The organism is Devosia sp. (assembly GCF_028290625.1).
In the GTDB taxonomy this organism is placed as follows: Bacteria; Pseudomonadota; Alphaproteobacteria; order Rhizobiales; family Devosiaceae; genus Devosia.
In genome coordinates this window covers 1-20,216 of sequence record NZ_JAQGJM010000005.1, presented here as the reverse complement: position 1 = coordinate 20,216, position 20,216 = coordinate 1, and the positions used below count along the sequence as shown (strand labels likewise).

Below are 20,216 nucleotides of genomic sequence, written 5' to 3'. Positions count from 1 at the left end.
GATAAACAGGGATGCTACCGGATTGCTTCCGCAGACACCTAAGCCGCCCGAATAGCCGCTAGGTCGATCTCGCTGACGACGCGGTTGCGGCCGGCGTGTTTGGCGGCGTAGAGGCAGCGGTCGGTGCGTTCGATCAGTGAATTCGCGGTATCCGACGGATGGAACACCGCGACGCCAAACGAGGCGGTGATACGGCCCAGCTTTTCGTTGGTCGAGCGCTTCATCAATTCCTTGGCGGCGATTGCCTTTCGGATATTCTCCGCCACGATCATCGCGCCTTCGAGATCGGTGGATGGCAGGATGGCGACGAATTCCTCGCCACCATAGCGCGCCGCCAGATCCTTGCCCTTGATATTGGACTTGAGCGTCATCGCGACGAGGCGCAGCACCTGGTCGCCGGTCTGGTGACCATAGGTGTCGTTGAAATTCTTGAAATAATCGATGTCGAGCAGCAGCAGGCAGAGCGGATTGCCCTTGGTACTGGCATCGGCCATCGCGGTGGCGAGGCCTTCATCGAAGCTCTTGCGGTTGGCGATCTTGGTGAGCGGATCGAGCAGCGACTCGCGGCGCACATCGTCCAGGTCGCGCTGCAACGAAGCGATATCGTCGCGCGACGCTTCGAGCTGCATTTCGAGGGCACGGTTGGTGTCCTGCATACGGCGGGTTTCGGCGAGCAGCCGGTCGGCCAGCGTCTTCATGGCCGGACCGGTGATCTCGCGGCCGAGGTCGCCGCTGGCGGCCTGCAGCGAGCCCGAATAGGCATTGGCGGTGGTCATTGCGGTATCGATAGCGTCATGCACCGCTTCGATGCGCGCATGCATGCGTTCCGAAACGTTGGAAATGCGGTCGTTGACGTCCGACTTCAGAAATTCGTTGTAGAGCGTTTCCGCCAGATCGAGCGTCGGCGACTGGCCGGCGCGGAAGATCGAGTTGATCCGATCGTTCAACGTCGGATTGACGCCAGTCGCGTAAGTATAAAGCAGTTCATAAAACTGCGGATAGGGCGGAATACCGCTGCGCTTGAGCAGGTCGAAAGCGGAATTGGCATAGCCAAGCGCGCGTTTGAATTCCTGTTCCGACACAGCGACCCCCGCGCCTCAGGCGCTTACAGCAACGGCCTTCGCCGCAAGCATCCCACGACAAGTACCGCGTCAGAAGTCAGGATGACAACTGTACTCGTCGCGCTTTCAACTGACTTAGCCCGAAAAGGACCAGCTCAATCCGCTTTGACCCCAGTTGGCCGCAGCAGGAAGGCCGGAACCGGACCATCGCTGCCGAAAGGCGAACTCGAATCGATCCCCGAATCGTCTGACTGGCCAGCGGCTTGCTGCGGCGGACGGGTGCGCGAGGGGCGGGCTGGCGGTTTGATCCCCGCAAGCTGACGCGCCGTCAGTGGCGCCGGTGCAGGCGCTGCAACGGTAGGCGCTTCGACAGGTGCCGGATCGCGCGGGGCTTCCTGTACGGGGCGGGTCCTTGGCGCACGAGCGGGCCGCTCGCGCGGTGCCGCTGGCACGGCCTCGGCTTCCACTGCCGGGGTTGCGGCCTCCGGACGCGTGCGGGCACCGCCACGGCGGGAGCGCGGGACACGCGGCTTGGCCTCGGTTGCCCCGTCTTCCACAGGCGCGGATGACTTGGGGGCAGGACCGGTGTCGAGCCAGGCAATGTCGCGCTGGATCAGCTTAACGATAGCATCGAGATGCTTGCCGTCGGCCGGGCCAACCAGCGTATAAGCGACGCCGGAACGACCGGCACGACCGGTGCGGCCGATACGGTGGACATAATCCTCGGCATGGACCGGCACGTCGAAGTTGAACACGTGGCTGACCGCGGGGATATCGAGCCCGCGGGCCGCCACGTCGCTGGCGACCAGCAGGGTCAGACGGTTGTTCTTGAACGCATCGAGCGTTTCGGTGCGGCTCTTCTGGTCCATGTCGCCATGCAGGCCGCCAGCACTAAAGCCGTGGCGCTCCAGCGAGCGGGCGAGGGTGGCCACGTCGCGCTTGCGATTGCAGAAGATGATGGCGTTGGTCAGCCCATCAGCCTTGGCGATCAAGGCGCGCAGTGAATCGCGCTTCTCTTCAGGCTTGGATGAAACCTTGACGGCCCATTGTTCGATTGTTTCGGCAGTCGAATTCTGCCGCGCAACCTGGAGGCGAACGGGATCGGTCAGGAAGCGCTTGGTCAGCTTTTCGATTTCGGGCGGCATGGTCGCCGAGAAGAACAGCGTCTGCCGGCGCGGCGGGAGCTTGGCGATGATCTTTTCGATCTCGGGCACGAAGCCCATGTCGAGCATGCGGTCGGCCTCGTCGATCACGAGGATTTCAACGCCGTTGAGCAGGATGCGGCCACGCTCGAACTGGTCGAGCAGGCGGCCGGGGGTGGCGATCAAAACGTCGACGCCGCGATCGAGCTTCTTGTTCTGGTCCTCGAACGAGACACCACCGATGATCAGCGCCACCGAGAGACGGTGATTGACGCCGTACTTCTCGAAATTCTCATGCACCTGCGCGGCCAGTTCGCGCGTCGGCTCCAGAATGAGCGTGCGCGGCATGCGGGCGCGGGCGCGGCCGTTCTCCAGCAGCGTCAGCATAGGCAAAACGAACGATGCCGTCTTGCCGGTGCCGGTCTGGGCGATACCGATAATGTCCTTCTTCTCAAGGACATGCGGGATGGCCTGAGCCTGAATTTCGGTCGGCTTGGTATATCCGGCGGCAGTCACCGCCTCGATTACTTTGCTCGAAAGGCCAAGTCCGGAAAAATCGTCGGTCAAATTCAGTCGATCCACTCAATGGTGTTACCCGGTGCCTGATCCGCTTCGATACATTCGAAGCGGGGCCGGGAGATAGGCGCACGGCAACTGCGGGGGCAGTGGCGGCGTCAGGAAGGCGGACGAAATGAAAACACGAGGCGTCCACGCTCTAACTTGGCCAACCGGACGGGTGTGCAGAACCTGCAAATCGACGGCAAGGCCCTGAGGCATCTTCAGCCAAGGCGGACACTGTCCAAGAAGGTCTGGACAACAGATATGCCGTCAAGCCGGAAAATGCTCCAGCGGCGCGGACCATAGCGCAAAGGCCTTGTCTGTCAACGGGGTTGAGGCAATTGAGGCAATTGCGGTTAAGGGAGAGACGCCCTTCACCTCTCCCTCTGGGGAGAGGTCGGCGCGCAGCGACGGGTGAGGGGGCCTTTACTGGGCGAGATGCCTGTGGAAGGCCCCTTCCCCGACCCAAGAGGGTCGACCTCTCCCCCAAAGGGAGAGGTGAGAAAGTTAAATATCCAGATCGTGCACGAAAGCGGCATTTTCCTGGATGAAGTCGAAGCGTGCCTCAGGCTTGGTGCCCATCAGCCGATCGACGCTATAGGCGGTGCCCTCGGCATCGCTGGTGATCTTGACCTGCAGCAGCGTACGCGTCTTGGGCGACATGGTGGTTTCGCGCAGATGCGCGAACGGCATTTCGCCCAAGCCCTTGAAGCGTGTGATATCGACCTTGCTCTTGCCGGTGAACTCGGTTTCCATCAACTCGTCCTTGTGCGCGTCGTCGCGCGCATAGAGTGTCTTGGGGCCCTGCGAGATGCGGTAGAGCGGCGGCAGCGCCAGGAACAGGTGCCCGCCGTCGATCAGCTTGGGCATTTCCTGGAAGAAGAAGGTCATCAGCAGCGCCGCAATATGGGCGCCATCGACGTCGGCGTCGGTCATGATGATAATCTTGTCGTAGCGCAGATCGTCTTCGCGATAGCGGTCGCGGGTGCCGCAGCCGAGCGCCTGGATCAGATCGGAAATGAGCTGGCTGGCCGCCATCTTCTCGCGGCTGGCACCGGCGACGTTAAGGATTTTGCCACGCAGCGGCAGCACGGCCTGGCTGGCGCGGCTGCGCGCCTGCTTGGCGCTACCACCAGCCGAGTCGCCCTCGACGATGAACAGTTCTGCTCCTTGCGCCGCGCCCTGGGTGCAATCGGCCAACTTGCCCGGCAACCGCAGCTTGCGGGTGGCGCTGGCGCGGTCGATTTCCTTGTCCTTCTTGCGACGCAGGCGCTCCTCGGCGCGCTCGATGGCCCAATCCATCAGCTTGCCGGCCTGGTTGGGCGAGGCGGCGAGCCAATGATCAAAGGCGTCGCGCAGAGCGGTGTCGACGATGCGGGTGGCCTCGCCGGAGGCCAGCTTGTCCTTGGTCTGGCCAACGAATTCTGGCTCGCGCACGAAGACGGAGAGCATGGCGCTGCAATGCGCGAACACGTCCTCGGCGGTCAGGATCGCCGCGGCCTTGTTCTTGGTCAGCTCGGCATAATTCTTGAGGCCGCGCAGGATCGCGGTACGCAGGCCCGTTTCGTGGGTGCCGCCATCGGGAGTGGGGACGGTGTTGCAATAGGACGAGACGCCGCCGTCGCCCAACGTCCAGGCGATTGCCCATTCGGTGGCGCCATGGGTGCCGGGTTTGCCGGTTTGGCCGGAGAAAATGTCGTCGACGATGCGGGTTTCGCCTTCGATGCGGGCGGTCATGAAATCGCGCAGGCCATCGGGATAGTGGAACGTGGCGCGGGCAGGGCACTCGTCGGTCGCCAGAGCCTCGTCGCAGGACCAGCGCAGTTCGACGCCGCCGAAGAGGTACGCCTTGGCACGGGTCATCCTGAACAGGCGCAGCGCCGAGAATTTTGCGGTATCGCCAAAGATCTGCGGATCGGGATGGAAGCGCGTGGTGGTGCCGCGACGGTTGTTCACCCGGCCCATCGGCTGGATGTCGCCGACCGGTTTGCCGCGCGAGAAGGCCAGCCGGTAAAGCTGCTGCTCGCGGGCGACCTCGACGACCATGTCGTCCGAGAGGGCGTTGACGACCGAAATGCCGACGCCGTGCAGGCCGCCAGAGGTCTCATAGGCCTTGGAATCGAACTTGCCGCCGGCATGGAGCACGGTGTGGACGATTTCAAGGGTCGAGCGGCCGGGATATTTTGGGTGGTTCTCGACCGGAATGCCGCGACCGTTATCGGTTACGGTGATGTAGCCGTCTTCGCCCAGATGGACCTCGATGCGGCTGGCATGGCCGGCGATGGCCTCGTCCATGGAATTGTCGATGACTTCGGCGAACAGGTGATGCAGCGCGTTGACGTCGGTGCCGCCGATATACATGCCGGGGCGGCGCCGAACGGGCTCAAGGCCTTCGAGGACTTCGATATCGGCAGCCGAATAGCTGCCCGTGGTCGGCCCGGTGCGCGGCACTTCGGGCTTGGCCTTGGGGGTAGGGGTGGCGGCCGAGTTATCGAAAAGGTCGTTGGCTTGCGGCATTGGTCATCCACGCTAGCGGGCGAATCAGCCCGATTGTCTTCTACCATATTCGCGCGGAACGGCGCTTCCGCCACGCCCACCACCTTCAACCTGAACGGTGGATGAACGGATAATTTCGCTGTGGTTCAACCGCCTTGTGCGACCTTGGGCGGCTGATGCGCACATCGTGCATGCTCGGGGCCACAGGAGTAGCCGAAATGACCATGATGTCTGCCAAGTTCAAGACCGTCATCCGCGCCGTGATCGTCGCCCTTGCTTTGGGGGGCAGCGCAGTGGCGACAATTCCCGCGCAGGCGCAGCAGGGACCGGTGTTCAGCTTCAACCTGGATATTCCCGGCGGGCGAGGAGCCGTGACCTTGGGCGGCGGCAACGGCTTCGGCAGTCAAAACGCCCCAAGTCAGCGCTGCCTGACCAATAGAGAAATCCGGCGCAGCATCGAGGCCAATGGCTATGAGCAGGTCGAGGTCACGCGCGAACTGCAGCGCAATCGCGTCGAAGTGGCTGGACAGAACGGCAACTGGCTCTATTCGATGCGCGTTGATAAATGCAGTGGTGAAGTTGACCGGCTCGAACGTATTCGCCGGGTGCAAGGCGGCGGGTTTGGCCTGCAATTCAACTTCCGCAATTGAGCCGGTAACGGCGCGAGGACAGGGACATGACGAACAACTTGCATACCACGGCGCGCGCAATCGCGATCGCTGCGCTGCTGGGGCTGGGCGCAATGGCGCCGGCAATGGCTCAATCACCTGGCTTCGGCTTCGGGCCCGGCTTCGATAATCGGCCCGGCGACGAGTTCGATCCGCCGCTGCCAATGTGTATGACCGACAACCAGATACGGCAGACCATCGCCCAGTATGGCTACAGCCATATCTCGCTCAATGTGCCCAACCATAAACGCATTCAGGTGCGCGCCACGCTGGATGGCACGGTTTATCTGATAAAATTCAACTATTGCACTGGCCGCATCGAGGACCGGGACGCCTTGCGTCGCGCCCAATAATCCAGTTTGCAGACAGATTGGTCCCAAGATGGGGCGCGATCTTTACCAAGCGTTTGCTTCTTGAAAGCACTTTCTTAAGTGCGTGCCGCTATAAAAAACGCATACGGCCTGTGTTTGAGTAGCCGTATCCGAGCACCCGACGGAGCAAGTTTGATGTATCAGGCCACTCCGTCACGCTCATTGTGGACCGACAATTGGCTGCAAGCCGGATTTAGTAGTATTGCGTACCGGCTTGCCCATTTGTCATTTCATCGCCTGTTTGCGGTGATGTTGGCGTCCATGGTTTTCTACTTCTGCTGAGTTGATCTTGCTGGCCATGCCGGTTATGGATTGTCCTGTTCCAATACCAGCGCCGAGGGAGGGCTGCATGAGAGTTTCGTTCGAGCATCGTCAGCACGGCCCCGTTCCCGCCCTGTGGCTCAAGCTGCAGGGCTGACCGGAACTGGTTCGGACTTATAGGTAGTCTCATCCTTCTGGTTTGCCCGTCGTGGCGTTGCATCGCATAAGCAACGCTTGGGATCATGGCGCTCGATCACGGATCGCGCCGCACCAGAAAGACTTCGATCATGGGCTCGATCAGCCTTCGCAATGCCGGCCTTGTGGCCACTGACACGCTGTTTTCCAACCTGAATATCGTCATCGCCGATGGCGACCGCGTTGGCCTCGTCGCCGGCAACGGCAATGGCAAGACCACGCTGCTGCGCGCTATGGCTGGGCTGGGCGAATTGACCTCCGGCGAGATCGTGCGCTCGCGGGGCTTGCAGGTAGGCTATGTCGAACAGGACATGCCGGCCGATACGTTCGAGTTGACGCTGTACCAGGCAATCCTCGCGGCGCTGCCGCCGGCGGACCGGGACAGCGATAGCTGGCGCGTCGATGTGGTGCTCGATGAGTTCGAGACGCCGGACGCCATGCGGCACCGGTTGATCCGCGAATTGAGCGGCGGCTGGCAGCGGATCGGGCTGATCGCCCGGACCTGGGTGTTGCAGCCCGATGCGCTGCTACTCGACGAACCGACCAATCATCTCGACCTCGGCAAACTGATCCAGTTGGAAAACTGGATCAATCAGGCAGCCAAGAACATCCCGGTGGTGATCGCCAGCCATGACCGGCAATTCCTCGATGCGACGACCAATCGGACGCTGTTCCTACGTCCCGGCGAGTCGCATTATTTTGCCTTGCCCTACAGCAAGGCCCGGCTGGCGCTGGACGAGGTCGACGTGGCGGCCGAGGCCAAGCGCGAAAAGGACTTCAAGGAAGTCGGGCGCTTGCGCAAGCAGGCGGCGAAGCTGACCAATATCGGGATCAATTCGGGCAGCGACCTCCTCGTGGTCAAATCCAAGCAATTGCGCGACCGGGCCGAAAAGCTGGAAAGCAATGCACTCTCGCTGCACAAGGAGCGCTCCGGCGAGATCAAGCTGAGCAATAGCGGCACCCATGCGCGGGTGCTGGTGGCCATCGAAAACCGCGACGTGAGCACGCCGACCGGGGTAAAACTGTTCCGCATCGACAAGCTGCACATCTTCCAAGGCGACCGGCTGGTCATCCTGGGGCGCAATGGCACGGGCAAGTCGCAGTTCATGGGCTTGATACACCGCGCCATGCTGGGCACGGCGGAGGAGGGCATCCGCATCAGCCCGTCGGTCGTTCCGGGCTACGTCGATCAAGGCATGTCGCAATTGCCGGTGAAGGGCTCGCCCATCGAGTTCATTGCCGACCGCTTCGATCAGGGCGACCAGCGCAGCCTCAGCCTCCTGGCCGCGGCGGGCTTTCCGCCGGAAAAGCAGGATCGGCCCATCGCGCAGCTTTCCTTCGGCCAGCGGGCGCGGCTGGGGCTTTTGGCGCTGCGCCTGAGCCAGCCGAACTTCTACCTGCTGGACGAGCCGACCAACCATGTCGATATCGCCGGGCAGGAGAAGCTGGAGGAGGAAATCCTCGCCCACGAGGCGACGTGTATCCTCGTCTCGCACGACCGCAGCTTCGTGCGGGCGCTGGGGAGTCGATTTTTCGTGATCGACAACCGCCGGCTGACGCCTATCGACTCGCCAGAGCCGTTCTTTGCGCAGATGGCCGCCGAGGCGAATGGCTAGCTAGAACCGGCCGGCGCGAAAATGGGCGGACGTGAAGGTGCCGTAATGCGGCCCGCTGCCCCAGTAGACGAGCAGCAGCAGGATAAAAGCCACGATGAATATGACGTTCCAGTTCATTTGCGGCAACCATTCAGTTGAGGTACTGGCGCGCAAAAGCGATGGCGGCGCTGAACTGCCCATGAATGGGGAATGGGCCGGTTCGGAGGTACAGGTGTCGCTCGACCTGCGCGGCGCCAAGTAGCGACAGTCGTCAGAGTAACTATTTTGTACATTCCGTACAAAATGGAAAATCCAATGTTACTTTAGTTAGGCCGGTAATAAATCGTCATAGCAGTCCTAACAAACCTGAAAATACTCATTAAGGATTTCTCCGTATGCTTGGATGACGACCATGCCTGGCGAGGGGAGCCTGTGTTTTGGAAGCATATCAGCCGTTCCTGATGTCCAAACTGGCCCGTCGCCAGGACGTTCGTTTTATCGGCGCGGTGCCCGGCCGCTATACTTTGTCGGATCGCAAGGCGAGCGATCCCTCCGATGTCGAGGTCTATGCCTGCCGGCTGTGCTCCATCTCCCCGCAATCGGCGGTCGTGGTGGCGCCGGTGCGGGCCGAGCCGGGAGAGTCGGTTGCGGCGTATTTCGATGGTTTCGGCATTCTGAGGGCAAGGGCCACGCGGCAATTGCCAACCGGCTTCGCCATGGACCTGCTGCTGGGCGATAGCGAGCGCGCCAAGCTTGCCACGCAGATCAAGTGGCGCAAGCGCAAGGCGGTCAGCCGGGAGCCCGACAAGCGGGAATACCCGCGCATCCAGCCGCAGGCCCCCTACACCATGCTCACGCTGCCGGACGGCGGCCATGTACCATGCTTTGTCATCGACATTTCCCAATCGGGGGTCGCTGTATCCGCCTCGGTGCTTCCCAGCCGAGGCACGCCGGTGGCGGTGGGCAGCCTGATCGGCCGGGTGATCCGCCGGCTCGACGTCGGCTTTGCGGTGCAGTTCACCGAAATCCATGAACTGAAAAGCCTCGACCGCATGCTGGCACCGCCGGCGGAGGCGCAGGAGGCAGGGTAAGATACAGCAGTCGTCTCCCTCCCCCTTGCGGGGAGGGATCAAGGGTGGGGGGATGTTTAGCCCCGATCTCTACATGGTGGCTCCGAACACCCCCACCCATCCTCCCCCGTCAGGGGGGAGGAGCTCGTCCGGTGGTTGCGGCGACATTGCGATCAGCCTGATCGCTCAGGACAGACAAAAAAGGGCCCCGAAGGGCCCTTTCTCATTCATCCAATCAACCCTTAGGCCGAGTAGTACATTTCGTATTCGACCGGGTGCGGAGTGTGCTCGAACTTGATCACTTCCGTCATCTTCAGCTCGATATAGCTGTCGATCTGGTCGTTCTCGAATACGCCGCCGGCGGTCAGGAACTCGCGGTCCTTATCCAGGCTTTCAAGGGCTTCACGCAGCGAGCCGCAAACGGTCGGGATCTGCTTGAGCTCTTCCTTGGGCAGGTCGTAGAGATCCTTATCCATCGGATCGCCGGGGTGGATCTTGTTCTTGATGCCGTCGAGGCCAGCCATCAGCATGGCGGCAAAGCCGAGATAGGGGTTTGCCAACGGATCGGGGAAGCGAACCTCAACGCGCTTGGCCTTCGGCGACTGGCCGAACGGGATACGGCAGGAAGCTGAACGGTTGCGGGCCGAATAGGCCAGCAGCACGGGAGCTTCGAAGCCGGGAACCAGGCGCTTGTAGGAGTTGGTGGTCGGGTTGGTGAAGGCGTTGATAGCCTTGGCGTGCTTGATGATGCCGCCGATGTAGTAGAGCGCGTCCATCGAGAGGCCGGCATACTGGTCACCAGCGAAGGTGTTCTTGCCGTCTTTCCAGATCGACTGGTGCACATGCATGCCCGAACCGTTGTCGCCATAGACGGGCTTGGGCATGAAGGTTGCGGTCTTGCCATAGGCGTTGGCAACCTGCTGGATCACGTACTTATAGATCTGCACGCTGTCGGCAGCCTTGATCATCGGGCAGTACTTGATGCCCAGTTCGTGCTGTGCCGAAGCCACTTCGTGGTGGTGCTTTTCGATCGGCACGCCCATGGCGCCCATGGCTGCCAGCATTTCGCCGCGCATGTCCTGCGCAGTGTCCAGCGGCGGCACGGGGAAGTAGCCCTTCTTGAGAGCGATATGGTGGCCGTTATTGCCGGCTTCGTAATCGGTGTCGTTGTTGATCGGCAGTTCCGAACTGTCGACCGAGAAACCGACCTTGTAGGTGGTGTTGGAATAACGGACGTCGTCGAAAATGAAAAATTCCGGCTCAGGTCCGAAATAGACGGCGTCGCCCAGTCCCAATTCCTTGAGGTAGGCTTCGGCCTTCTTGGCCGTGGTGCGCGGATCGCGCGAATAGGGCTGATAGGTCAGCGGCTCGAGAATGTCGCAATTGATAGCCAGGGTCGAGGCGCCGAAGAAGGGGTCCATATAGGCTGAATCCGGATCGGGCATCAGCACCATGTCGGACTCGTTGATGGCCTTCCAGCCGGCGATCGAGGAGCCGTCGAACATGGTGCCTTCTTCGAACAGGTCTTCGTCGACCATGGTCTGGTCGAACGTGACGTGCTGAAGCTTGCCGCGCATGTCGGTGAAGCGCAGATCGACATAAAGGATGTTCTCGTCCTTGATGCGCTTGAGGATCTCGGCTGCGGTGGTCATGGAATTACCCCTGTAGGTTCGGATGTTTGTTGTTGGTTGCGGCGGGACGCTGGTGGGGGGAGACCCTAGAGCGCGTCGTCGCCGAATTCGCCGGTACGAATGCGGATGGCCTGTTCGATCGAGTAAACGAAGATCTTGCCGTCGCCAATGCGACCAGTTTGCGCTGCATTGCGGATCGCCTCGATGGCTTTTTCCGCCAGATCATCGGGGCACACGACCTCGACTTTGACCTTGGGCAGGAAGTCCACCACATATTCGGCGCCGCGATAGAGTTCGGTATGGCCCTTTTGACGACCAAAGCCCTTGGCCTCGGTTACGGTGATGCCCTGAAGACCCACTTCCTGTAGTGCCTCTTTGACTTCGTCGAGCTTGAATGGCTTTACGATAGCCTCGATTTTTTTCAATTGAGCCTCCACTTCGCGGGTAAACGCGGTTACCGCCAATCGTATGCACGGGCTGTGCCAGCAGTGAAATAGGCGAAAAAACCCTGAGGCTGGAAAGAGTTAACAGGGTATGATCATCAGGGGCAAAGAGCTGGACCCGGCGTAGATGATTATATTCTGTGCAGTTTGCCCAATTCGTAAGCAGGAGAACGCGTCATGACGCCAGTGGAAATCGTCGAAGAGCAGTTCGCTGCCTATAATGCGCGCGATCTTGGGCGTTTCATGGCCTGTTTCGCTGACACGGTCCGCGCCATCCGCCTGCCGGACATGGTCACGACGCTGGACGGGAAAGCCGCCTATGCGGCATTTTACGCCAGGGAGCGCTTCGCCCACGAGGGTCTGCGGGCGGAACTGCTGAACCGCATTGCCTATGGCAATAAGGTCATCGACCATGAATTGATCTATGGGCTGGGGCCGGACCCCATCGAGACCGCGATCATGTTCGTGGTCGAGGACGGGCTGATCACCACTGCATTCGCTATTCCCGGCAAATAGCAACGCAGCCTTTGACTGGCCCATAAACTTAGGCTAGACCCACGCGCAACCCGGCCAGCGGGCATTTGCGGGTGTGGCGGAACTGGTAGACGCACTGGATTTAGGTTCCAGCGCCGCAAGGCGTGGAGGTTCGAGTCCTCTCACCCGCACCAAAAACACCGCCGGCCTCAGGACACGAACAATACGGGATTGAACCGAATGCAGGTTACCGAAACCCTCAACGAGGGCCTGAAGCGTAAATTGAGCGTCACCATTCCCGCCAAGGATCTGGTGACCCGGCTCGATGCCAAGCTCGTCGAGCTCAAGGGCCAGGCGTCCATCAAGGGCTTCCGCCCAGGCAAAGTGCCGACCGCGCACCTCAAGAAGGTCTATGGCCGCTCCGCTATGAGCGAAGTGATGCAGGACGCGATCAACGCGACTGTCTCCGAGACCCTGGATGGCCGCTCCGAGCGCGCCGCCGCCCAGCCCAAGGTCGACCTGCCGAGCGATCAGGCCTTGATCAACGACGTGCTGGACGGCAAGGCCGACCTGGCATTCGACGTCGAGTATGAAGTGCTGCCCCCGGTCAAGCTGATGGAACTCAAGGGCGTCAAGCTGACCCGCCCGGTGGTTGACGTCACCGAAGAAGAGATCGACGCCGAAGTGAACCGCGTGTTCGCGCAGAACCGCGGCTATGAAGACAAGGGCGACGAAGGCGTCGTCGAAACCGGCGATCGTCTCGGCCTGTCCTTCGTCGGCAAGGTCGACGGCAAGCCTTTCGATGGCGGCACCTCAGATCACGCGCACCTGACCGTTGGGTCGGGCGAATTCATCCCCGGCTTCGAAGAGCAGCTGGTTGGCATGAAGAAGGGCGAAAGCCGCGAAGTGAAGGTGACCTTCCCCAAGGACTACCAGAGCGAAGAACTGGCCGGCAAGAAGGCCGTGTTCGACGTCACCGTGCTGCATGTCGACGGCCCCAATGCCGGCGAGCTGAATGACGAATTCGCCAAGAAGCTGGGCGTCGATGACGTCGCGGCGCTGCGCGAAGCCGTCAAGGGCCAGATGCAGCAGGCACTGGCCTCGATGAGCCGCCAGCACGTCAAGCGCCAGATTCTCGACGCACTGGACGAGGGCCACAAGTTCGACGTTCCCGGCCAGTTGGTCGATGCCGAGTTCGAGCAGATCTGGAACCGCGTCAAGCACGAAGTCGAGGCCCATGGCCGCTCCTTCGAGGACGAAGGCACCACTGAGGAAGCCGCTCGCGAACAGTACCGCACCATTGCTGAGCGCCGCGTGCGCCTGGGCTTGGTGGTCGCTGAAATCGGCAACGTCAACAATGTTGACGTGACCGAGGAAGAGCACCAGCAGGCGCTGATCGCCGAAGTGCGCCGCTTCCAGGGCCAGGAACAGCAGGTTTACGACTACTACCGCAAGAACCCACAGGCCCTGGCTGGCCTGCGCGCGCCCGTGTTCGAGAACAAGGTCGTCGACTTTGTCTCAGAGCTGGCCGAGCAGACCGACAAGAAGATGAGCCGCGCCGAACTGGCGAAGCTGATCCAGGCCGACGAAGATGACGTTCCGGAAGAACACCATCACTAAGCGTCTGACCGACTGATTTTTGAAAGCCGCCCAGAAATGGGCGGCTTTTTTATTTGAATAGACGAGTACGTCCGGAGTTCGCCGCCATGACCGACGCTGCCATCGATATTTTGCTGACGCCGGTCCAGATGGCCGAGGCCGACCGGCTGACGGTCCAGGCCGGCACCCGCTCGAACAAGCTGATGGAGGCTGCCGGCAAGGCCGTGACCGACGCCATTGTCGAGCGCTACTACCAGCGCTCGGTGCTGGTACTGTGCGGGGCAGGCAATAATGGCGGCGACGGGTTCGTGGTGGCCCGCCTGCTCAAGGACAAGGGCTGGCCGGTGCAACTGCGCCTGTTCGGCGAGCGCGAGGCCCTCAAGGGCGACGCGGCCGCCATGGCGGTGCAGTGGACAGGCAGGGCGGAGCGGCCGACTGCCGCCGATCTCAAGGACACCGATCTCGTCGTCGATGCCCTGCTGGGCGCAGGGCTGGACCGGGACATCGATGGCGAACTGGCCGAGCTGATCGCGGCGATCAACGCCAGCGGCAAGCCGGTGGTCAGCATCGACGTGCCGAGCGGGGTCGATGGGGCAACTGGCTCGGTGCGCGGCGTCGCCATCAAGGCCGACACGACGGTGACATTCTTCCGCCCGAAGCCGGGCCATCTGTTGCAGCCTGGGCGTGGCCTCTGCGGCGAGATGGTGCTGGCAGCCATCGGCATAGCGGATTCAGTGCTTGAACCGATTGGCGCAACAACTTGGCGCAATTCACCAAACTTGTGGCATGTTCCGGCCGCCGATAACCAGGGCAACAAATTCGATCGGGGCCATTGCGTGGTCGTGTCGGGCGGCCCCTTGGAAACCGGTGCGGCCCGGCTGGCGGCCATGGGGGCGTTTCGCGTCGGCGCCGGACTGGTGTCGCTGACCGGCAAGCGGGATGCCCTGATGGTGCAGGCGGCGCATGTGACGGCGGTGATGTTGAAGCCGGCCGAGGACACGGCGGCGCTGGCGGAACTGCTGGGTGACAAGCGGATCAAGGTCGTGGTGATCGGGCCGGGGGCAGGGATCGGCGAGGAGACGCGGGGCAATGTGCTGGCGGTACTGGCCTCCGACGCAGCGGCGGTGCTTGATGCGGATGCTATAACCAGCTTCAAGGACGACGCCGAAAGCCTGTTCGTGGCGATCAAGCCCACGGGCCGGCCGGTGGTGCTGACGCCGCATGAGGGTGAGTTCAAGCGGCTGTTCGGCGATGTGCCGGGCAGCAAGCTTGAGCAGGCGCGTAGCGCGGCGGCCTATTCGGGGGCGATCATCATTCTCAAGGGCAGCGACACGGTGATCGCCGCGCCCGATGGCCGGGCGGCGATCAACGGCAATGCACCGGCCTATCTGGGCACGGCGGGCTCGGGGGACGTGCTGGCCGGGATGGCGGCGGGGCTATTGTCGCAGGGCATGGACGGCTGGGAAGCGGCCTGCGCGGCGGTGTGGATACATGCCGAGGCGGCCAATAAGTTCGGTGGACCGGGAATGATCAGCGAGGACCTGCCGGACCTGGTGCCCGACGTGCTGGCGGAGCTATAGGGCGATCTTCACCTCTCCCTTGGGGGGAGAGGTCGGCGCGTAGCGCCGGGTGAGGGGGCCTTCCACAAGCACCTCACCCAGTAAAGGCCCCCTCACCCGACCCAAGAGGGTCGACCTCTCCCCCGAAGGGAGAGGTGAAGAAGTCACCAGCTCACCATCAGCCGTTCCAGGCCGTGGAAATGGTACACGTTGTTGTACCGTGGCTCCTCGGCGAGACGCAGTTTGGGCAGGCGGCGGAATAACTCGCCAAACGCCACTTGCAGCTCGATGCGGGCCAGGGGCGCGCCGATGCAGAAGTGGATGCCGGCGCCGAAGCTGACATTGGCGCCATCGGTGCGGAAGGGGTCGAAGCTGTTGGCATTGGCGAAGCGCGAGGGATCGCGATTGGCGGCGCCGAGCATCAGGCCGATGACATCGCCCTTCTTGAACTGCAGTCCCTCATACTCGATGTCACTGAGCGCATAGCGCGTGAACATATGCAGTGGTGCGTCGAAGCGCAGGCATTCCTCAACGGTCGCGGCGGTCTGTTCCTCGTTAGCGAACAGGCTGGCGGGGTCGAGACCGGATTGCAAAATCGATTTGACCCCATTGCCGGTGGTGTGCACGGTTGCCTCGTGGCCGGCATTGAGCAGCAGGATTGCGGTGGACATCACTTCGTCGTCCGATAGCACCGAGCCCTGGTGCTCTGCCGTGATCATATGGGTCAGCAGGTCTTCGCGCGGGGCCTTGCGGCGTTCGGCGGTGACGCCGCGCAGATATTCCATGAAATCGTAGGACGCGCGGTTGGCGTCGTGCTCGGTCTCCTCGCTGACGCCGAACATGTACATGGCCACCATACGGTTGGACCAATTGAGCAATTGCGGCGCCATCTCCGCGGGCAGGCCCAGCATTTCGGCAATGACAATGGCGGGAATCGGTGCGGCGAAGGATTTGATGAGGTCCACGCTGTCCTGACCTTCGAAGCTATCGATCATTTCATTGGCGAGGCGGACGATGCGCGGGCGCAACTGCTCGACATGCCGCGACACGAAGGCGCGGTTGACCAGGGTGCGGAGGCGCGTATGGGCGGGCGGCTCCAAGGTCAGCAGCGAGTATTTCTCGGTCAGGTCGAAATGGGCGGTATGCGCCTTGGGCTCGGGCAGGCCGAGCTCCTCGCGGGTGGCGACATGCAGAATTTGCCGGCCGAAACGCTTGTCCCGGAGCAGCGCGCTGACATCCTTGAAGCCCGCAAAGCACCAGTGGCCGTATTGCTCCCAATAGAAGGCCGGATTGCTGGCGTGCAAGGCATCATAGAAGGCATAGGGATTCTGGAAGAATGCCGGGTCGCGGGGATCGGCATGGGCGCGGCGGGCAGCGGTATCGATGGCGTAGGGGCGCGATTGCGTATCCAGCATCATGGGCTCGTGTTTGACCTTTTGGTCAAAGCTATCGCGCGTAGGCCCGGCATGAAAGGGCTGTCAGCAGGCAGACATCAAGGTCTGCTATCGCACAGCAACCGGAGCCCCGGATTCAGCGTTTATCGCCGGCAAACACGGATTTGCCCAGGAGGAGCAAATGACCCACGAAGACAGGATCCGCGAACGCGCTTACGCCCTATGGGAAAGAGCAGGATCGCCCAAGACGCATAGCCAGGACTTCTGGCGCAAGGCGGAACGCGAACTCGCCGAGGAGCGTGGACTCGACGTTTCCCAGCAGTCGGCCAGCGTGACCCGGCCCGTGCCGCCGGCGGGCACCCTGGCGCGCTGACCACGTCAAGCGCCGGTGTAGGGGATTGACCGATAGGCCGCGCGGCCCTATCGGCAGGCGAACATAGACGCCCCTGCACGGAGTTTGACATGAGCGACCTGACCCTGGCTGCGGCCGTCGATAATATCTACGCATCCCTCGCCGCCAATAACGAAGAGCTGGATGCGCACATCGTAGCGCTCAAGGCGGCGCTGGCGCGGGAAGGTATCGCCGAAGCCGTGTTCGATCCCGGCAAACTGGCGCAGAACAATCGCCAGGGCCGAAAGCTCATGCAGTCCTATTTCAAGAAGCGCGGCGTGGCGGTGAGCTTTTCGGCGGCTTAAGCAGCCAGGGCGGAAAAAACGGAAAAAAATAGTCGAGGCCATGCAGCGCGGCTCGTCGCTGTCGTGTGAACCATAGGAGACTCACATGAAGTTCCTCTGTCTCGTCTATTTCGCTCCCGACGCCTTTGACGGCATTACGCCCCAGGAACAGACCCAACTCGACGACGCGACCATCGAAGACGATCAACGGTTGCGGGCATCCGGACACCTGCTGATAGCCTCACCGCTGGCCGATGCCGCTACCGGCGTGACCATCGACCGCCGCCAGCGGGTGACCCTTTCGACGGTCGACGGGCCATTCGCCGAAACCAAGGAAGTGGTCGGAGGCTTCCTGCTGCTTGAAGCCAGGGACATGGCTGAAGTCCTGTCCTTACTGGAAAACGACCCGATCGCGGCCTATGGACGACTTGAGATCCGCCCGCTCATGGATAAGCATCGCCACAGCGAAACCGGGCAGGGGCGACCCGAGTTCAAGGCGCTTTAGCCCGTATCCGGGGATGCGGCCCGCGCCGTGTCCCCCAACCGGCCTCTCATTGCGTGACTGAAGCGAGGTGTGGTATACACGCATACCGCCGGAGTTTCTGATGTCAAAGCAGACCGCTGTTCGCCTTCCAGACGAGCTCTTTGAGCGACTGAACGCGCTGGCAGCGCGCACAGGACGCACGGCGACATTCTACATACGCGAAGCCGTCGAGGAGCATCTGGACGAGCTGGAAGACCTCTACTTGGCCGAAGACGTGCTGGCGCGGCGCCACGCGGGAGACGACAAGACCCTGACGCTTGACGAACTAAGTCGCGATCTTGGCCTGGACAATTGAAGTTGATGAGCGTGCCGCCCGCCAACTTGGCAAGCTGGATCGACCAGATGCCGTGCGCATTCGTAACTTTCTGAGGGATCGTCTCGCCACCCTCGATGATCCACGCCAGCTTGGAAAAGCCCTGCAGGGCTCCAAACTTGGCAACCTCTGGCGTTACCGGGTGGGCGATTTTCGCATTATCTGCGATCTGCAGGATACCAGGCTCGTCGTCCTGGTCGTGGGTGTCGGAAATCGACGGGATATTTACCGTTAAGCCAGTCGCCCGGCTTGGTTGTGCAGGCTTCTATTGAACCTTGCCCCATTGCCGCCTATCTGTGCCTTTACCGCGCGTTAATGCGGCATCGTCTGTGATCGGCCAGTCGCGCTGATTCGTTTTTCAAGGCATGGTCCCGGGTATTGGATGTCCGGTTTCCGGTATGGACCCTGTGCAACTGAGATGGCTGGCCCGGGCTCATTCGAGACGGCACAGCAAAGGGGCATCAAGATATGAAAGATCCAATCGATCTTTACATGAATACGCTCGTTCCCATGGTGGTCGAGCAATCCAATCGTGGCGAACGCGCCTTCGATATCTATTCGCGCCTGCTGCGTGAGCGAATCATTTTCGTGACCGGCGTCGTCGAAGACAACATGGCGAGCCTGATCGTGGCCCAGCTGCTGTTCCTCGAGTCGGAAAATCCGAAGAAGGAAATCGCGCTCTATATCAATTCGCCTGGTGGCGTGGTGACGGCTGGCCTGTCGATTTACGACACCATGCAGTTCATCCGCCCGGCCGTCGCCACCATGGTGATGGGGCAGGCGGCCTCGATGGGTTCGCTCCTGCTGACTGCCGGCGAGCACGGCATGCGCACCTCGCTGCCGAACTCGCGCGTCATGGTGCACCAGCCTTCGGGCGGCTATCAGGGCCAGGTGACGGACATCATGATCCACGCCAAGGAAGTCGAAGGCCTCAAGCGCCGGCTGAATCAGATTTACGAGAAGCACACCGGACGCACCTACGAGGAAATCGAGACCGCTCTCGAGCGCGATCGCTTCCTGTCGGCCGAGGAAGCCAAGACCTTTGGCCTCATCGATACCGTGCTCGACAAGCGCGCAGTGCCCGATGCGGTTTGATCCGCTCGCGTTAACGGCGTTTCATATGCGCCGTGAACTGTGACATTGACGGAATTGCACCGAGCCGGATCGACCGCTAAGGTCGGTTCGGCTTAGACTTTCTTTAGGCCTCGAGCGTTACCGTATCCGATAACGCTTATTTTGGGAGTAACCCTCCCGGGAGTGACAGGATGTCCAAAGAGACAACGAACGGCGAATCCTCCAAGAACACGCTTTATTGCTCGTTCTGCGGGAAATCCCAACATGAGGTTCGCAAGCTGATCGCCGGCCCGACCGTGTTCATCTGCGATGAATGCGTCGAGCTGTGCATGGACATCATCCGCGAAGAGAACAAGACCTCCATGGTCAAGTCCTCCGATGGCGTGCCGACCCCCGCAGACATCTGCAAGGTGCTCGACGACTACGTTATCGGCCAGTACCGCGCCAAGCGCGTACTCTCCGTGGCCGTGCATAACCACTACAAGCGCCTGCACCATTCGGCCAAGAACCAGGATATCGAACTTTCCAAGTCCAATATCCTGCTGATCGGCCCAACCGGTTCCGGCAAGACGCTGCTGGCTCAAACGCTGGCCCGTATCCTCGACGTGCCTTTCACCATGGCTGATGCCACGACGCTGACCGAAGCCGGCTATGTCGGCGAGGACGTCGAGAACATTATCCTGAAATTGTTGCAGTCTGCTGACTACAACGTGGAAAAGGCGCAGCGCGGCATCGTCTATATCGACGAAGTCGACAAGATCAGCCGCAAGTCGGACAACCCGTCCATCACCCGCGACGTGTCGGGCGAAGGCGTGCAGCAGGCTTTGCTCAAGATCATGGAAGGCACCGTCGCCTCCGTGCCGCCGCAGGGCGGGCGCAAGCATCCCCAGCAGGAATTCCTGCAGGTCGACACGACCAACATCCTGTTCATCTGCGGCGGCGCGTTCGCCGGCCTGGACAAGATCATCGCCCAGCGCACCCAGGGCTCTTCCATCGGCTTCGGTTCGAACCCCAAGGGTCCGGACGAACGCGGCACCGGCGAGTTGCTGCGCGAAGTCGAGCCCGAGGACATGCTGAAGTTCGGCCTGATCCC

The 20,216-nt window shown here is 61.5% G+C and carries 22 protein-coding genes and 1 tRNA gene; 16 read left to right on the top strand and 7 right to left on the bottom strand.

Annotation, left to right across the window (positions count from 1 at the left end; all coding sequences use genetic code 11):
• Positions 1-38 precede the first annotated feature (38 nt).
• The 3 genes from JWR51_RS01835 to parE form a co-directional block, all read right to left on the bottom strand.
• Positions 39-1,082 carry a GGDEF domain-containing protein gene (locus tag JWR51_RS01835; protein WP_299742868.1) on the bottom strand — a complete coding sequence of 348 codons (1,044 nt, stop codon included), beginning with the start codon at positions 1,080-1,082 and terminating at the stop codon, positions 39-41.
• A gap of 134 nt (positions 1,083-1,216) precedes the next feature.
• On the bottom strand, positions 1,217-2,770 hold the full coding sequence (locus JWR51_RS01830) for a DEAD/DEAH box helicase (protein WP_299742865.1): 1,554 nt from the start codon (positions 2,768-2,770) through the stop codon (positions 1,217-1,219).
• 498 nt (positions 2,771-3,268) lie between these two features.
• On the bottom strand, positions 3,269-5,278 hold the full coding sequence (parE, locus tag JWR51_RS01825) for a DNA topoisomerase IV subunit B (protein ID WP_299742862.1): 2,010 nt from the start codon (positions 5,276-5,278) through the stop codon (positions 3,269-3,271).
• A 203-nt stretch (positions 5,279-5,481) separates the two neighbouring features.
• Between parE and JWR51_RS01820 the strand changes: the two genes are divergently transcribed.
• On the top strand, positions 5,482-5,907 hold the full coding sequence (locus JWR51_RS01820; RefSeq protein ID WP_299742859.1) for a hypothetical protein: 426 nt from the start codon (positions 5,482-5,484) through the stop codon (positions 5,905-5,907).
• A 26-nt stretch (positions 5,908-5,933) separates the two neighbouring features.
• A complete protein-coding gene (locus JWR51_RS01815; protein WP_299742856.1) occupies positions 5,934-6,278 on the top strand; it encodes a hypothetical protein in 345 nt (114 codons plus the stop codon).
• Positions 6,279-6,521: 243 nt separating this feature from the next.
• Here the strand turns inward: JWR51_RS01815 and JWR51_RS01810 are convergent, their stop codons facing one another.
• On the bottom strand, positions 6,522-6,647 hold the full coding sequence (locus JWR51_RS01810; RefSeq protein ID WP_299742854.1) for a hypothetical protein: 126 nt from the start codon (positions 6,645-6,647) through the stop codon (positions 6,522-6,524).
• 197 nt (positions 6,648-6,844) lie between these two features.
• Here JWR51_RS01810 and JWR51_RS01805 point away from each other — a divergent pair, with 197 nt between their 5' ends.
• The 3 genes from JWR51_RS01805 (at position 6,845) to JWR51_RS01795 (ending at position 9,438) form a co-directional block, all read left to right on the top strand.
• The gene (locus tag JWR51_RS01805; RefSeq protein ID WP_299742921.1) at positions 6,845-8,368 is read left to right on the top strand and encodes an ATP-binding cassette domain-containing protein; all 1,524 of its coding nucleotides are present in this window, start codon (positions 6,845-6,847) and stop codon (positions 8,366-8,368) included.
• Positions 8,369-8,462: 94 nt separating this feature from the next.
• On the top strand, positions 8,463-8,609 hold the full coding sequence (locus JWR51_RS01800) for a hypothetical protein (protein WP_299742851.1): 147 nt from the start codon (positions 8,463-8,465) through the stop codon (positions 8,607-8,609).
• 175 nt (positions 8,610-8,784) lie between these two features.
• Entirely contained in the window at positions 8,785-9,438 is a 654-nt protein-coding gene (locus tag JWR51_RS01795; RefSeq protein ID WP_299742848.1) for a PilZ domain-containing protein, read from the top strand.
• Between the two features lie 221 nt (positions 9,439-9,659).
• Here the strand turns inward: JWR51_RS01795 and glnA are convergent, their stop codons facing one another.
• Together glnA and JWR51_RS01785 are read right to left on the bottom strand one after the other, a co-directional pair.
• The gene (gene glnA / locus JWR51_RS01790) at positions 9,660-11,069 is read right to left on the bottom strand and encodes a type I glutamate--ammonia ligase (protein WP_299742845.1); all 1,410 of its coding nucleotides are present in this window, start codon (positions 11,067-11,069) and stop codon (positions 9,660-9,662) included.
• Positions 11,070-11,134: 65 nt separating this feature from the next.
• A complete protein-coding gene (locus JWR51_RS01785) occupies positions 11,135-11,473 on the bottom strand; it encodes a P-II family nitrogen regulator (RefSeq protein ID WP_046136017.1) in 339 nt (112 codons plus the stop codon).
• 195 nt (positions 11,474-11,668) lie between these two features.
• On the opposite strand from JWR51_RS01785, the gene JWR51_RS01780 reads away from it, so the two are divergent.
• The 4 genes from JWR51_RS01780 (at position 11,669) to JWR51_RS01765 (ending at position 15,144) form a co-directional block, all read left to right on the top strand.
• Positions 11,669-12,007, top strand: coding sequence for a nuclear transport factor 2 family protein (locus tag JWR51_RS01780; protein ID WP_299742842.1), 339 nt, complete (start codon positions 11,669-11,671; stop codon positions 12,005-12,007).
• A 67-nt stretch (positions 12,008-12,074) separates the two neighbouring features.
• A tRNA-Leu gene (locus JWR51_RS01775) sits at positions 12,075-12,159 on the top strand.
• A gap of 46 nt (positions 12,160-12,205) precedes the next feature.
• Complete coding sequence (tig, locus tag JWR51_RS01770; protein ID WP_299742841.1) at positions 12,206-13,585, top strand: trigger factor; 1,380 nt, start codon at positions 12,206-12,208, stop codon at positions 13,583-13,585.
• An 86-nt stretch (positions 13,586-13,671) separates the two neighbouring features.
• Positions 13,672-15,144: an NAD(P)H-hydrate dehydratase gene (locus JWR51_RS01765; protein ID WP_299742839.1), complete on the top strand. Its 1,473-nt coding sequence runs from the start codon at positions 13,672-13,674 to the stop codon at positions 15,142-15,144.
• Between the two features lie 143 nt (positions 15,145-15,287).
• On the opposite strand, the gene JWR51_RS01760 is transcribed toward JWR51_RS01765, so the two are convergent.
• Entirely contained in the window at positions 15,288-16,538 is a 1,251-nt protein-coding gene (locus JWR51_RS01760; RefSeq protein WP_299742837.1) for a cytochrome P450, read from the bottom strand.
• Positions 16,539-16,698: 160 nt separating this feature from the next.
• Between JWR51_RS01760 and JWR51_RS01755 the strand changes: the two genes are divergently transcribed.
• The 7 genes from JWR51_RS01755 to clpX form a co-directional block, all read left to right on the top strand.
• The gene (locus JWR51_RS01755) at positions 16,699-16,890 is read left to right on the top strand and encodes a DUF2934 domain-containing protein (protein ID WP_299742835.1); all 192 of its coding nucleotides are present in this window, start codon (positions 16,699-16,701) and stop codon (positions 16,888-16,890) included.
• A gap of 89 nt (positions 16,891-16,979) precedes the next feature.
• Positions 16,980-17,213 (top strand): hypothetical protein, encoded by a 234-nt coding sequence (locus JWR51_RS01750; RefSeq protein ID WP_299742833.1) that lies wholly within the window; start codon positions 16,980-16,982, stop codon positions 17,211-17,213.
• A gap of 85 nt (positions 17,214-17,298) precedes the next feature.
• Entirely contained in the window at positions 17,299-17,697 is a 399-nt protein-coding gene (locus JWR51_RS01745; protein ID WP_299742831.1) for a YciI family protein, read from the top strand.
• Between the two features lie 100 nt (positions 17,698-17,797).
• Positions 17,798-18,031: a DUF6290 family protein gene (locus JWR51_RS01740; RefSeq protein WP_299742829.1), complete on the top strand. Its 234-nt coding sequence runs from the start codon at positions 17,798-17,800 to the stop codon at positions 18,029-18,031.
• Positions 18,015-18,284, top strand: coding sequence for a type II toxin-antitoxin system RelE/ParE family toxin (locus JWR51_RS01735; RefSeq protein WP_299742826.1), 270 nt, complete (start codon positions 18,015-18,017; stop codon positions 18,282-18,284). The genes JWR51_RS01740 and JWR51_RS01735 overlap by 17 nt, the downstream gene beginning before the upstream one ends.
• A 233-nt stretch (positions 18,285-18,517) precedes the next feature.
• Positions 18,518-19,144, top strand: coding sequence for an ATP-dependent Clp protease proteolytic subunit (locus JWR51_RS01730; protein WP_299726400.1), 627 nt, complete (start codon positions 18,518-18,520; stop codon positions 19,142-19,144).
• A gap of 170 nt (positions 19,145-19,314) precedes the next feature.
• Positions 19,315-20,216 (top strand): ATP-dependent Clp protease ATP-binding subunit ClpX (clpX, locus tag JWR51_RS01725; RefSeq protein ID WP_299742823.1); only part of this gene is annotated, 902 nt, incomplete at its 3' end.

Excerpts from the sequence above, each read along its gene's own strand:
- JWR51_RS01760 (WP_299742837.1), bottom strand. The coding sequence starts at position 16,538 with ATGCTGGATACGCAATCGCGCCCCTACGCCATCGATACCGCTGCCCGC.
- JWR51_RS01755 (WP_299742835.1), top strand. The coding sequence starts at position 16,699 with ATGACCCACGAAGACAGGATCCGCGAACGCGCTTACGCCCTATGGGAA.
- JWR51_RS01805 (WP_299742921.1), top strand. The coding sequence starts at position 6,845 with ATGGGCTCGATCAGCCTTCGCAATGCCGGCCTTGTGGCCACTGACACG.
- JWR51_RS01780 (WP_299742842.1), top strand. The coding sequence starts at position 11,669 with ATGACGCCAGTGGAAATCGTCGAAGAGCAGTTCGCTGCCTATAATGCG.
- JWR51_RS01750 (WP_299742833.1), top strand. The coding sequence starts at position 16,980 with ATGAGCGACCTGACCCTGGCTGCGGCCGTCGATAATATCTACGCATCC.
- JWR51_RS01810 (WP_299742854.1), bottom strand. The coding sequence starts at position 6,647 with ATGCAGCCCTCCCTCGGCGCTGGTATTGGAACAGGACAATCCATAACC.
- tig (WP_299742841.1), top strand. The coding sequence starts at position 12,206 with ATGCAGGTTACCGAAACCCTCAACGAGGGCCTGAAGCGTAAATTGAGC.
- glnA (WP_299742845.1), bottom strand. The coding sequence starts at position 11,069 with ATGACCACCGCAGCCGAGATCCTCAAGCGCATCAAGGACGAGAACATC.
- JWR51_RS01730 (WP_299726400.1), top strand. The coding sequence starts at position 18,518 with ATGAAAGATCCAATCGATCTTTACATGAATACGCTCGTTCCCATGGTG.
- parE (WP_299742862.1), bottom strand. The coding sequence starts at position 5,278 with ATGCCGCAAGCCAACGACCTTTTCGATAACTCGGCCGCCACCCCTACC.
- JWR51_RS01765 (WP_299742839.1), top strand. The coding sequence starts at position 13,672 with ATGACCGACGCTGCCATCGATATTTTGCTGACGCCGGTCCAGATGGCC.
- JWR51_RS01740 (WP_299742829.1), top strand. The coding sequence starts at position 17,798 with ATGTCAAAGCAGACCGCTGTTCGCCTTCCAGACGAGCTCTTTGAGCGA.
- JWR51_RS01815 (WP_299742856.1), top strand. The coding sequence starts at position 5,934 with ATGACGAACAACTTGCATACCACGGCGCGCGCAATCGCGATCGCTGCG.
- JWR51_RS01745 (WP_299742831.1), top strand. The coding sequence starts at position 17,299 with ATGAAGTTCCTCTGTCTCGTCTATTTCGCTCCCGACGCCTTTGACGGC.
- JWR51_RS01800 (WP_299742851.1), top strand. The coding sequence starts at position 8,463 with ATGAATATGACGTTCCAGTTCATTTGCGGCAACCATTCAGTTGAGGTA.
- JWR51_RS01820 (WP_299742859.1), top strand. The coding sequence starts at position 5,482 with ATGATGTCTGCCAAGTTCAAGACCGTCATCCGCGCCGTGATCGTCGCC.